The 12,302-nt window shown below is 62.7% G+C and carries 14 protein-coding genes; 3 read left to right on the forward strand and 11 right to left on the reverse strand.

Annotated elements, in window-relative coordinates; genetic code table 11:
- Positions 1–2: 2 nt before the first annotated feature.
- The 3 genes from recN to ACP7BV_RS23565 form a co-directional block, all read right to left on the reverse strand.
- On the reverse strand, positions 3–1,667 hold the full coding sequence (recN, locus tag ACP7BV_RS23555; protein ID WP_426107242.1) for a DNA repair protein RecN: 1,665 nt from the start codon (positions 1,665–1,667) through the stop codon (positions 3–5).
- A 41-nt stretch (positions 1,668–1,708) separates the two neighbouring features.
- Complete coding sequence (locus ACP7BV_RS23560) at positions 1,709–2,611, reverse strand: NAD kinase (RefSeq protein ID WP_426107244.1); 903 nt, start codon at positions 2,609–2,611, stop codon at positions 1,709–1,711.
- 140 nt (positions 2,612–2,751) lie between these two features.
- Positions 2,752–3,615 carry a DUF3667 domain-containing protein gene (locus ACP7BV_RS23565; RefSeq protein ID WP_426107245.1) on the reverse strand — a complete coding sequence of 288 codons (864 nt, stop codon included), beginning with the start codon at positions 3,613–3,615 and terminating at the stop codon, positions 2,752–2,754.
- Positions 3,616–3,745: 130 nt separating this feature from the next.
- On the opposite strand from ACP7BV_RS23565, the gene ACP7BV_RS23570 reads away from it, so the two are divergent.
- The 3 genes from ACP7BV_RS23570 to gloA all read left to right on the forward strand — a co-directional run bounded on the left by ACP7BV_RS23570 (position 3,746) and on the right by gloA (position 5,154).
- Positions 3,746–4,063: a hypothetical protein gene (locus ACP7BV_RS23570; RefSeq protein ID WP_426107247.1), complete on the forward strand. Its 318-nt coding sequence runs from the start codon at positions 3,746–3,748 to the stop codon at positions 4,061–4,063.
- A gap of 155 nt (positions 4,064–4,218) precedes the next feature.
- Positions 4,219–4,647, forward strand: coding sequence for an OsmC family protein (locus tag ACP7BV_RS23575; protein ID WP_426107249.1), 429 nt, complete (start codon positions 4,219–4,221; stop codon positions 4,645–4,647).
- Between the two features lie 87 nt (positions 4,648–4,734).
- Complete coding sequence (gloA, locus tag ACP7BV_RS23580) at positions 4,735–5,154, forward strand: lactoylglutathione lyase (protein ID WP_426107251.1); 420 nt, start codon at positions 4,735–4,737, stop codon at positions 5,152–5,154.
- On the opposite strand, the gene ACP7BV_RS23585 is transcribed toward gloA, so the two are convergent.
- The 8 genes from ACP7BV_RS23585 to ACP7BV_RS23620 form a co-directional block, all read right to left on the reverse strand.
- On the reverse strand, positions 5,151–5,966 hold the full coding sequence (locus ACP7BV_RS23585) for a response regulator (protein ID WP_426107252.1): 816 nt from the start codon (positions 5,964–5,966) through the stop codon (positions 5,151–5,153). The two genes, gloA and ACP7BV_RS23585, sit on opposite strands and share 4 nt — an antisense overlap.
- Positions 5,967–5,974: 8 nt before the next feature.
- Positions 5,975–6,301 (reverse strand): Hpt domain-containing protein, encoded by a 327-nt coding sequence (locus ACP7BV_RS23590; RefSeq protein WP_426107254.1) that lies wholly within the window; start codon positions 6,299–6,301, stop codon positions 5,975–5,977.
- Positions 6,298–6,687, reverse strand: coding sequence for a response regulator (locus tag ACP7BV_RS23595; protein ID WP_426107255.1), 390 nt, complete (start codon positions 6,685–6,687; stop codon positions 6,298–6,300). The genes ACP7BV_RS23590 and ACP7BV_RS23595 overlap by 4 nt, the downstream gene beginning before the upstream one ends.
- A gap of 39 nt (positions 6,688–6,726) precedes the next feature.
- Complete coding sequence (locus ACP7BV_RS23600; RefSeq protein ID WP_426107256.1) at positions 6,727–8,751, reverse strand: PAS domain S-box protein; 2,025 nt, start codon at positions 8,749–8,751, stop codon at positions 6,727–6,729.
- Positions 8,752–8,964: 213 nt separating this feature from the next.
- Complete coding sequence (locus ACP7BV_RS23605; RefSeq protein WP_426107258.1) at positions 8,965–10,308, reverse strand: TolC family outer membrane protein; 1,344 nt, start codon at positions 10,306–10,308, stop codon at positions 8,965–8,967.
- 81 nt (positions 10,309–10,389) lie between these two features.
- Positions 10,390–10,713, reverse strand: a complete 324-nt coding sequence (locus tag ACP7BV_RS23610) for a rhodanese-like domain-containing protein (RefSeq protein WP_426107260.1) — start codon at positions 10,711–10,713, stop codon at positions 10,390–10,392.
- A 3-nt stretch (positions 10,714–10,716) separates the two neighbouring features.
- The gene (locus tag ACP7BV_RS23615; protein WP_426107261.1) at positions 10,717–11,370 is read right to left on the reverse strand and encodes a protein-L-isoaspartate O-methyltransferase family protein; all 654 of its coding nucleotides are present in this window, start codon (positions 11,368–11,370) and stop codon (positions 10,717–10,719) included.
- A gap of 162 nt (positions 11,371–11,532) precedes the next feature.
- Positions 11,533–12,180 (reverse strand): TetR/AcrR family transcriptional regulator, encoded by a 648-nt coding sequence (locus tag ACP7BV_RS23620; protein WP_426107262.1) that lies wholly within the window; start codon positions 12,178–12,180, stop codon positions 11,533–11,535.
- Positions 12,181–12,302 lie beyond the last annotated feature (122 nt).

Here is a 12,302-nt window from a genome sequence, read left to right on the forward strand (position 1 = left end):
AATCAGGACGCCAGCAGTTCGCGCGCGTGCTTGCGCGTGGTCGCCGTGATTTCCAGCCCGCCCAGCATGCGCGCCACTTCTTCCACCCGCGCCTTGCTGTCCAACACGTCGATGTGCGACACCGTCTTGCCGCCCGCGGTGGTGTCCTTGGCCACCTGGAAATGCTGGCTGGCCTGGCTGGCCACCTGCGGCAAATGGGTCACGCACAGCACTTGCCGCTCCTGCCCCAGGCGCTTGAGCAGGCGCCCCACCACTTCGGCGACCGCCCCGCCGATGCCGCTGTCGACCTCATCGAAAATCAGGGTCGGCGTGGTCGTCGCATTCGAGGTGATCACGGAAATGGCCAGCGCAATGCGCGCCAGCTCGCCTCCCGAGGCCACCTTGGCCAGCGGGCGCGGCGCCACGCCGGCGTGGCCGGCTACCAAAAATTCGACCTGCTCGACGCCGCTCGCGCTCGGCTCGCAGGGATTGAGACCCACGACAAAACTGCCGCCCGTCATGTTCAATTCCTGCATCGCGGCCGTCACCTGGGTGCTGAGCAATTTGGCCGCCGCAGTGCGCGTTTTGGACAACTTGCCGGCCGACGTCACATAGCTGGCCATGATTTTTTCTTCCTGCTTGCGCAAGCCGTCCAGGTCGGTGGCGTCGGCCAGCTGCTTGAGCCGTTCGGACAGCACGACGTATTCCCCGGGCAGGTCTTCGGGCGCAACGCGAAACTTGCGCGCGCTGCCGTGGATCGCTTCCAGGCGCGCTTCCACCTGGCGCAGACGCTCCGGATCGAGATCAACCCGGTCCAGGTAATCGTTAAGCGCATACACGGCTTCCTGCAGCTGGATCAGGGCCGGCTCCATGCAGTCGAGCACCGGCTGCAGCTGGGCGTCGATGGCCACCAGCTTGCCCAGCTTGATGTTGAGCGACGAAAGCTGCGACAGGATCGGATGGTCCGATTCGGAGATCGCCGCCAGCGCCTCCTGCGCGCCTTCGAGCAAACTGGCCGCGTGCGACAGGCGGCTGTGCTCGTTGCCGATCTCGGCCCATTCGCCCGGCTTGACGGCCAGCTTTTCCAGTTCGCCCACCTGCCACTCCAGCCGCTCGCGCTCCATCAGCACGTTCTTGGCGTTGCTCTCGAATTCTTCGCGCTGCCTGGCCAGCGCGCGCCAGCTTTTGTAGAACGCAGCCACCTGCTGCGCGTCGCCGGCCGCGCCGGCATCCTTGAACGCGGCCTGGTTGTCGAGCAGCGCGCGCTGGGCCTCGGTTTTGAGCAGCGACTGGTGCGCGTGCTGGCCGTGGATGTCGACCAGCATGTCGCCCAGGTCGCGCAGCTGGGTGGCGGTGGCCGCGATGCCGTTGATGTAGGCTTTCGAGCGCCCCGCATTGTCGATCACGCGCCGCAGCAGCGCGCCGCCCTCCTCCAGCGCGAATTCATTTTTGACCAGCCATGCCTGCGCCGCGCCGCCGACCGCAAAATCGGCCGTGATGTCGGCCTTGGACGCGCCTTCGCGCACCACGCTGGCGTCGCCGCGCCCGCCGAGCGCCAGTTGCAGCGCGTCGATCAGGATCGACTTGCCGGCGCCGGTCTCGCCGGTAAACACCGAGAAGCCGCTTGAAAACTCAAGTTCGATCGCGTCGACAATGACGAAATCGCGAATGGAAAGTGTACGCAGCATGAGTCTTTTGAAGTGATGGTGGTCGGCGGGGTGGCGTGCGCCTAGCGCAGCTTGCCTTCACCCGAGGGGTATTCATTCCAGTGCAGCTTTTCGCGCAGCGTGTCGTAGTAGCTCCAGCCCTGCGGATGCAAAAACGTGATGTGGTTGGGCGAGCGCGAAATGACGATCCGGTCGCCGTGCAGCAGGCTGGCAAAGGTTTGCATGTCGAAGTTGACGCTCACGTCGCGCCCGCTGACGATTTCGATCACGATCTCGCTCGAGTCGGGCACCACGATCGGCCGGTTCGACAGCGCGTGCGGCGCAATGGGCACCAGCACGACGCCGTTCAGGCTGGGGTGCAGCAGCGGGCCGCCGGCCGACAGCGCGTACGCGGTGGAACCGGTGGGCGTGGAAATGATCAGGCCGTCGGAGCGCTGGTTGTACATGAAGTTGCCGTCGACGGTGACCATCAGTTCGGCCATGCCGGCGCCGGCGCCGCGCGCCACCACCACGTCGTTGACGGCCAGGCCGGAGGCGATCTGTTCGCCGCTGCGCATGACGCGCCCTTCGAGCAGCGTGCGGCGTTCCGAATTGGCGTTGCCGTTCAGGATTTCAGCCAGCGCCGGGATCATGCGCTCGATCGGGATATCGGTCATGAAGCCCAGGCGGCCCTGGTTAATGCCGATCAGCGGCACGTCGAACGGCGCCAGCTTGCGCGCGATGCCGAGCATGGTGCCGTCGCCGCCCATCACGATCGCCGCGCAGGCGCTCGCGCCGATGGCCGCTACATCCACCACCTGCAGACCGGTCGGGCCCACGTGGGCGGCCGTTTCCGCCTCCAGCACCACGCGGTAGCCGGCCCCTTCAAGGAACTGGACGATGCGCGCGATCGCTTCGTCGATGCCGGCGGTATTGGGCCGTACGACGAGCGCGATGGTTTTTTGCGTTTCAAGCGTAGCTGGCATAGAAATCTCGGCGGTGAGGGAGTAGCGACACGCAGGAGATTAACCCATATCGGTGGCTTCTGCCAGCCAGAGGCGTGGGCAGCAATGCTGTATGCATGAACAGTATAATCCCGTGGACGGCTTTCCGGCAAGCGCCAAGGCTATGCCATGACGGCGATTGCGTACGATGCGAAGATGCCGGCCAGGATGCTCAGCAGGTGCAGCAGCGCCAGCACCGCCCAGCGCACAAACGTCTTGGCGCGCGAACCGCCGTAGACGCGCCGCATTGCCAGCGGCAGGTAGACGATGAGCCAGACGGCCAGCGCAAAGTCGAGCAAGCCGACGTTCAGGAAACTGGCCAGCAAAATCAGGCTGAACATGGCAAAGGCAAAGGCGTTGGTGTGCAGCGCGAACAGCAAGTGTTCGCCGTAGCGCCGGCCGGAACCTGCGTACAGCAGCTTGAGATAAGCGGCAAACAACGGCATCAGGATGAACATTGCGTAGGGCACGTAAGCGAAAAACGCGGCGCCGAGCAGTTTGCTCTGCTCGGCGGCGGGCCGCGCGTTGAAGGCCTTGAGCTTTTGTTGGAGCGGCGCGGGAACCGCGCGCAGGATCATCAGTTCCGGGCCCCCCGGGTCGGCCTGTTGGATGGTGACCATCGGCTCGCCCGTGGCGGCTTGTTCGTCGACCTTGCCCACCGGCGTGCCGGCCAGCTTGAGCACGAAGAAAAACAGGATGCTGAAGGTCAGGTACACGCGCAGCGGCTGCACGTAACGCACGCGCCGTCCGGCGATGTATTCCGCGCTCAGCAAGCCGGGGCGCAGCAACAACTTGCGCACCGTGGTCCACAGCTTGCCTTCGAGCGCGATGTAGTGGCCGACGAATTCGTGGATGAATTCGCCGGCGCTGGGCACGTGCAGCGTGGTTTCTTGCCCGCACAATGCGCAGTAGTGGTAGCTAACGGCTGCGCCGCAATTGTGGCAGTTGGCAGTTTCTTCGTCGTGCGGGGCCGGATGGGTTGTCACTGATGTCTCGTCGCTGTTGCGGAAGGCAAATGTTACCGGTTTTGTTGGGAAAAATACATCATTCAATTGCGCGACCATCAAGTTGGCGCCGGGATAACATGCGGCCATTCACAAACCGAAGGAGCAGCATATGGTAGCCGAGACCCCGGACCGGAAGATTAACACGGACGTAAAGGTGAAGGATGATGGCGTAAAGCGCCTGCCGCACGAGCGCGACGAGTCGCCCAATGGCACCGATACCGACCCGCGCGGCGTGATGAAGCAGGCCGCCGACGACCTGGCCCAGGGCCTGGTTGACACCGACTTGCATGGCATGCGCGGCGTGGAAGAGAGCGTGGCCGGTAGCGGATCGAGTACCGGATCGGGGCAGGCAAGGCCGCGCGAGGATGCCAAGGATGGCATGCGGCATCATGATTCGGTTGTGCCGACCAATACCAAGCCGGAATAATTGGCCGCGAAAAAATGGGACACTTGGCCACAGCGTCACCTGCGGACGATGGGATTGCAGCATCTTTTGTCGCTCAAAGGTATGTGCGGCCCCGTACAGATACTGGTCACAGCGCAGTCCATCATGGCTGCACATTCATTTGCAAGGAGCACATCATGATCAAACGTTCAGGCAGCGCCGTCTGGAGCGGCGGCATCAAGGACGGCAAGGGAAATATTTCCACCCAGAGCGGCGTGCTCGACAACACGCAATACGGTTTCAACACGCGCTTTGAAGACGGCCCCGGCACCAACCCGGAAGAGCTGATCGGCGCGGCGCACGCGGGTTGCTTCACGATGGCACTGTCGGGCAAGCTTGGCGAAGCCGGCATGACCGCCACGAGCTTGAACACGACCGCCACCGTCACGCTGGAAAAGCAGGACGCCGGTTTTGCCATCACCGCCGTGCACCTGAACCTGGTCGCCAACATTCCAGGCGCCAACCAGGAAGCCTTTGACGCGGCCGTGCTCGACGCCAAGCAAAACTGCCCCGTGTCCAAGCTGCTCAACGCCACCATCACGCTCGACGCCCGCCTCGAAGCGTAAGCGCCGTCAGCACGCCGTCAGCACGCCGTCAGCAAACAATCGTCCGAGCGCTTAGAATCGCATCTTCTCCCTCTTTCAAGGATTACGATGCGCATTCTGCATACCATGCTCAGGGTTGGCAACCTGCAGCGCTCGATCGATTTCTATACCAAGGTGCTCGGCATGACTTTGCTGCGCACCAGCGACAATCCCGAATTCAAATACACGCTCGCCTTTGTCGGCTACGGCGGCAATCCGGATCACGCTGAGCTGGAACTGACCTACAACCACGGCGTAGAGACCTACGAGATGGGCACCGCTTACGGCCACCTCGCCATCTCGGCCGATGACATCGTCGCCGCCTGCGCCTCGGTCAAGACCAACGGCGGCAACGTCACACGCGAGCCCGGTCCGGTCAAGGGCGGCAGTACCGTGATCGCTTTCGTCACCGATCCGGATGGCTACAAGATCGAGCTGATCGAGCGCAAGGATGGCGCCCGTGCCGGGGGCCTCAACGGGCCTGGTTAAATCCCCACCACTTCCTTGATACAGCCGTACAGCGCGTCCCACTTGAACGGTTTGAACATGTAGCCATCAGCGCCCGCCTTCAAACCCTTCATCACCTGTTGGTCCGACACTTCGGCCGTCACCATGACGACCGGCACCCGGGCCCAGTCGTCCTTGCGCCGGATGACGCCGAGGATGTCGAAGCCGTCCTGGCCGGGCATGCCAGGCAAACCGATATCGAGCAGCACCAGGTCGGGCGGCGCGCCGTCGTTTACGATGGCCAACGCGGCCGGCACATCGCCGGCAACCTGCACGAGCATGCCTTTTTCGGTCAGCAGCAGCACCAGCAGTTGGGCCAGTTCCTCATCGTCTTCCACCACCAGTGCCTTGCGTCCGACTTCGCCGCCGGCCCGGCTCGACCCCGTCTTGGTACCGTAAGAATAAAAGCCCGATGAGCGCAGTTCGCTCGCCCCGCGCCGCGCCGCGGCCCATACCTGCACGCTTTCCTGGGGCGACAATTCCTCCACCGTGAGCGTCGGCAGCGCCTCCGGAAAGTCACTGCCGTCCAAACTTGAGGAGGGCGTGAATGCAATCGTATCGGCATCGTTGCGGTCATGCTCAAAGACGCGTATCAGTCCATGCTCGACCAGCGCGGCCAGCACCGGCGCATACTTCCCTTCCACCAGCGCGCCACTGTCGATCAGCTTGCGGACGCTTGCCGTGCCGTTGATGAGTGCCAGGACGCGCGCATGTTCGCGCGCCAGATTCTTGCCGCCAGATCTGAACTCGCCCATTCCCTTGGCGGTCTTGCTGTAGACAGTCGATGTATCCATGGTCTCTCCTAGCTTGCCGTTTGCATGATATTCAGCAGTCGCGCCACTTCCTCGACGTCGGCAGCAGTGCGCGTTTTCTGCCCGAGCAGGTCTTCCAGCAGCAGTTCGATCAAGCCTGCCTGCTCGCCCAGGGCATCGCACCCGAAGGAGCCGGCAGCGCCGGTCAGCGAATGGAGCAGCCGGTGCAGCTCGACCCAGTTGGCGTCGATGGCGGGGTCGAGGCGGCACAGCGCCAGCGCCGCATGCATTTTTTCGTAGCGCACCGGCAGCCGTCCAAGGAATACCTTGGCCAGCACGTCAAATTTGGCCTGTACGGCTTTTTGTTCGGGCGTCATGGCGCGGCCTGTTCGAACAGCGTGCGCACCTGCTGCGCGAGCAGCATCGGATCGAACGGCTTGGCGATCACGCCAATGGCGCCGATCGATTTGTAATAGCTCACTTCCGCCGCCTGCACCTTGGCGGTCATGAAGATCACCGGCGTGGCGGCAGTGGCGGCAATTGTGCGCAGCGCAGCCAGCGTCGCCGGACCGTCCAGGCCTGGCATCATCACGTCGAGCAGGATCAGGTCCGGGTTCAAGCCGGCAGCGGCCGCTTGCAGTGCCTCCTGGCCCGAACTGCAGGTGCGCAAAGTCATTCCGCCGACTACTTCCAGCGCCATCTGCGCCACCATCTGGATGTCCGGGTCATCCTCGACGTACATTACAAGCCTGATCTCACGCATGGTTTCTCTCGCATGTACGATGCGTTCTTATCTTGTGGTTCATGGTTGCTCGCTCGCCAGCGGCAAGTCGAAATAGAACTCGGTGCGCATCCCCGGCACGCTGGTAAAGTCGATCGTGCCGTGGTGCTTTTCAATGATCGCCCGGGAGATGTTCAGGCCCAGTCCCGTGCCGCCCTTCTGGCGGCTGTCGGTGGCGTCGGCCTGCGCGAACTTCTGGAAAATCCGGTCGCGAAATTGTTCCGGAATGCCCACCCCGTGATCGGTCACCGACACGCGCGCCACGCCGGCCAGCCGGCGCAAACGCACTTCAACCACATCGCCTGACGGGGCGAACTTGGAGGCATTCGAGAGCAGGTTGATCAACACCTGCAGCAGGCGGTCGGTGTCGACGGCAGCGCGCGTTTCACCGGCGTCGGCGCGCAGGTCGAAGCTGACCTGGAACTGAGCGGCGTAGGCGTTGGTGGCCGCCACCGCCTGCTCGATCAGCGGCAGCAGCGGCTGCACCACGGCCTCAAAACGCATGCTGCCCGATTCGATTTTTTCAACGTCAAGCATGTCGTTAATGAGGCGCACCAGGCGATCGCAGTTCTTGGTGGCGATATCGAGCAGGACCATGGCCGTCGTGGGAATGGCACCGGCGGCACCGCCGGCCAGCAGGCCGAGCGAACCGCGGATCGACGTCAGCGGCGTGCGCAGTTCGTGCGACAGGGTCGAGACGAACTCGTTTTTCAGCTGCTCGATTTTCTTGCGCTCGCTCAGGTCCTGGGCAATGACGACAAAGCCGGCCAACACTTGCTCGTCCCACACCGCCGACACCGACAGCATGACCGGCAGGCGCGAGCCATCCTTGCGCACGTAGGTCCATTCGCTTTCGTCGCGCCTGCCGTCGCGCGCATTGGCGACGATGGCGTCGGCCGGCGCTGCGAGCGGGTGGCCCAGTTCGGCCGCCAGCGCGGCGCCGCGCGCGGCCAGCTCGGCCGGATCGTGCAGGACGGCCAGCGAGCCGTGCGCCTTCATGTCAGCCGCGGTATAACCGAGCATCCGCTGGGCGCCGGCATTGAACATGGTCGGTTTGCCCTGCAGGTTGACAGCGATGATCGCGTAGCGGGTACTGTCGAGAATGGCTTGCTGCAGACCGAGCGTTTCGGCCAATTGGCGGTTGGCGCGCTTTACGTCTTCGCTCGAGCGGCGCCGGTTCGAGATGTCGCGCACCAGGCCGGTGAAGGCGCGCCGATCATTGATGCGCATTTCACTGACCACCAGGTTGGCCGGGAAGCGCTCGCCATTGCTGCGCTCGACGAACACCTGACGGTTGAGCGACTTGCCGTTCTGGATGCCGTTTTTCGCGAGCACTGCGAGATCGCGCGCCAAACCGGCGCGGTAGTGCCTGGCCGCCAGGCGCATGATTGGCTGGCCGATGATGTCCTCAGGCCGGTAGCCGAAGATGCGCTGCGCGGCCGGGTTGAAGGTTTCGATCGTGCCCTTGTCGTCGATCGTCACGATGGCGTCGCCTGCGTGTTCGACAATTGCTTGCAGGCGCGACTCTTTTTCGTGGCAGATCGCGGTTGCCTGCTTGAGCGAATACAGGTTCAATTCCGTCTCGGCCCACTGCGCCAGGTCGCACAGCGCGCTGACGTCAGCGCTTGAAAAATGGCGCGCCTGATGGTCGATCAGACACAGCGTGCCGACGCGCCAGCCGCCCGTATCGTGGATGGGAATGCCGGCGTAAAAACCGATATGCGGCGCACCAGTAACCAGCGGATTGTCGGCAAAGCGCGGGTCGGCCCTGGTATCGCCAACGATCAGCGGCGCCGAGTTCAGGATCGCATGGGCGCAGAAAGCAATACGGCGCGGCGTTTCGGCGAGCGCCAGCCCGGCGTGCGACTTGAACCACTGGCGGTTGCTGTCGATCAGCGTGACCAGGGCAATGGGAACGTTGAACATGCGCTGCGCGCTGCGGGTGATGCGCTCGAAGCGTTCATCGGGCGGCGTATCGAGCAAGTTCAGTCGGCATAGGGCCGACAGGCGTTCGACTTCGTCGGCGATTTCTGGTGGTTCAAGCAAAATAACATTTCCTGCGCAATGTATTTACGCGGCATAAATGCGCCGAGTCCGGTCTTAACTATAGCGCGAAAGAGAAGCTGTGACAGCAGATACGCGAATGCGCAGGCGCGCTGGGTAGCGATTGGGGACGCAGTGCAAGACGGTCACGGCAAAAGTATAGTGGGTGCACGTAAAAAAGCGCCCCGCGAGGCGCTTTTCCGAGAGCTTGCTTGCCTACTTCACCAGCAGATTATTCACCGGTACCAGATCGGCTTCGCGCAGCGAACCTGCGGCCGACTTCAGGCGCAAGCCATTCATAATCGTGTCGTAGCGTGCGCGCGACAGGTCGCGGCGCGTCAGGTACAGCTGGCGCTGGGCGTTCAACACATCGATATTGATGCGCACGCCAACCTGGTAGCCCAGCTTGTTCGACTCGAGCGCTGACGTGCTCGACACTTCGGCCGCCTGCAAGGCGCGCACCTGCGCCAGCCCACTATTGACACCTAAAAACGCCTGGCGCGCGCCCAGGGCAGCGTTGCGGCGCGTGGTCTCGAGGTCGTTGCGCGACTTGTCTTCGAGCGCGATCGATTCCCGCACCCGGCTGGTGACGGCAAAGCCGTTGAACAAAGGCAGGCTGTATTGAACGCCGATCGCGTTGCTGTTGTTCGTGCCCGACACGTTGTACTGGCCGCTGTTGCTCTGACGGCGCGCGTTGGCGACCAGGTCGAGCGTCGGATAATGCCCGGCGCGGCTTTTCTGGATGTCGCGCTTGGCCGATTCATACGCCAGTTCGGCGCTGACCACGCCATAGTTCGCGCTCTCGGCCGAGCTGACCCACGGCTCGATCGCCGCCGGCTGGGGCGCGGCGAGCACCACGCCCGGCTTAAGCGGGACGAGCACGGTCGGCGCGGCGCCAATGATGGCCTGCAGCGCGCTGCGCTTGTTTTCCAGGTCGTTGATGGCGGCAAACTCCTGCGCCACGACCAAGTCGTACGCGGCCTGCGCTTCGTGGGTGTCGGTGATGGTCTGGGTACCGACTTCAAAATTGCGCTTGGCCGAGGCCAGCTGCTCCGTGGTTGCCGTTTTTTGGGCGCGGTTCAGTTCCAGCGTATCTTGCGCGGCCAGCACGTCGAAGTACGCTTGCGAGACGCGCGTGATCAAGTCTTGCTGCGCCTGCGCGAACTGCGCTTCGCTCAGCGCCTGCTGCAGTTTGCTCTGCTGGTAAGTCTGCCAGTTCGCCCAGCGAAACAGCGGCTGCTGCAGCGACAGCGTGTGGGTGGTGGTGCGATATTGCTGGCTGGTGCCGGTGATGATGCCGTTCGCGCCCAGCGCGCCCTCGTTCCATGGGGACGAATCGCCGTCGTTCCTGACGATGCTGCCGTCCAGGCCCACGGTAGGCAGCAACAGGGAGCGGCCCTGGGTTGTCTTTTCCCGGCCGACGGCCAGCGAAGCACGCGCGCTGGCAAAAGTTGCGTCGTTGGCCAACGCCTGCTGGTAGACCTGGATCAGGTCGGCCGCCTGTGCACTAATCGAAAGAAATGCGCTGGCGATCAGCACGGCGATATGGGATTTCTGCATTACATTCTCCGTTGGAGTCATCATCAAAAGGGTTAACCATTACAGCCGTTCCCGCACGCCGCATTTGCCAACTGTCGTCAGTCAATACTTCGGCATTGCCGGGTCTACCTGTACCGCCCAGGCGTGAATTCCGCCCGTCAAATTAAACGTCTTGCCAAAGCCATTGCGCTCCAAAAAGGCCGCCACCTGCATGCTGCGCGCGCCGTGATGGCAGATGCAGACAATCTCTGTATCCTCGTCCAGTTCTTCGATGCGCGCCGGTATGGTGCTCATCGGGATCTGGGTCGAACCGGCGATCTTGCAGGTTTCAAACTCCCAGTTTTCGCGCACGTCCAGCAGCAAGGGCTGGGCGCGGGCGGGATCGGCCAACCATGCCGACAGTTCGGGGGCAGTCAGGTGGTTCATCGCTCAGAAGGTAAAGCGCGAGTGCTTGACCGAGTCCGACAGCAGCTTGACGTTGGTCTCGAACACCTTGACGGTGTCGTACGCCGTTTCCGACAGGCGGGTGATCACTTGCGCCGTCATGACCGGCGCCTGGCCGATGATGGCGGCGATGCGTCCGCCTACCTTGATCTGCTTGAGGAAGGCTTCCGGCAGCGCCTCGAGCGCACCGGAGATGACGATCACGTCAAACGGCGCGCCCGCGTTCCAGCCCTGCGCGCCGTCGCCCAGTTCCACCGTTACGTTGCTCAGGCCGGCACGGGCCAAATTGGCCTGCGCCAGTTCCTTGAGCGCCGGATTGATTTCGATCGTCGTCACGTGGCGCGCCTTGTGCGCGAGCAGGGCTGCCATGTAGCCCGAGCCGGCCCCGATTTCCAGCACGTTCTCGTGCTTTTTGAGCTGGACTTCCTGCAGGATGCGCGCTTCGATCTTGGGCGTGAACATCGCTTCGCCACTTCCGAGCGGGATTTCGGTGTCGACAAAGGCCAGCGCTTTGTGCGCGGCCGGCACGAAATCCTCGCGCTTGACGACCAGCAGCAGATCGAGCACGTCCGAATCCAGCACGTTCCAGGGACGGATCTGCTGTTCAATCATGTTAAAGCGGGCTTGTTCGATATTCATCTATGTACTCGGTGAGAAAATGATAATGCGATATTTTATCGTTGAACGGCCTTAGTTCCCACATCTTAACGACATGGGCCCTCAGATCGCCGGAAATTGCGACAGTCTGCAGTTTAAAGGTAATGAAACCCCGGCAATGACGGACCTGCCGTTGTGGCCGGGTCAAAGGGGGGCCGGCGCGGTCAGCAGGCCATGCAGCGCCATGTCGAGGAAGGCTTCGAGGAACACCATCGGATCGAGGCCGCCCTGGCTGCACGGACCGACCGAATGCTTCCAGGTGATGAGCATGAGCATGGGCGCGATCAGCACCTGGGTCATCACGTTGACGTCGACGGGCCGAAATTCGCCCCGGGCGATGGCGCGATCGAACATGCTGGCGATCATGCTGGTGCTGCGGTTAATGACTTCTTCCTGGTAAAACTGTGCAAGATCGGGGAAATTACCCGCTTCCGACATCACCAGCTTGATGATGCCGGAGGCCTTGGTGGCTCCCAGGCGTTGCCACCAGTTCATCAGGACGCAGCGCATCAGGTCGGCGGAGTGGCCGTCGTAGCTGGAAATGATGTCCTCGGCTTCGCCCAGCGCGGGCACGATGGTGTCGCGCACCACGGCCTTGAAGAGCTCTTCTTTATTCGTGAAGTACAGGTACAAGGTGCCCTTGGACACGCCGGCGCGGCGGGCCACGTCTTCCAGGCGGGTGGAAGCGTAGCCGCGCTCGACGAACAAGTCGAGGGCGGCGGCCAGCAGCTCCTGCGGGCGGGCGTCTTTGCGGCGCTCCCAGCGCGGCTTCATTTCAAAAGGGCATTGCATGCTTCAATCCGGTAACTTACTTGCGAGTCATTAATATAGACCGGTGGTTGCTAAGCGTCAAGGTACTGACGCTGTTGATACGCGCTTGATTGTTGACTGAAATAATAGCCCCTTGAATAGCG

The organism is Massilia sp. TSP1-1-2 (assembly GCF_049896185.1).
Lineage (GTDB): Bacteria > Pseudomonadota > Gammaproteobacteria > Burkholderiales > Burkholderiaceae_D > Telluria_A.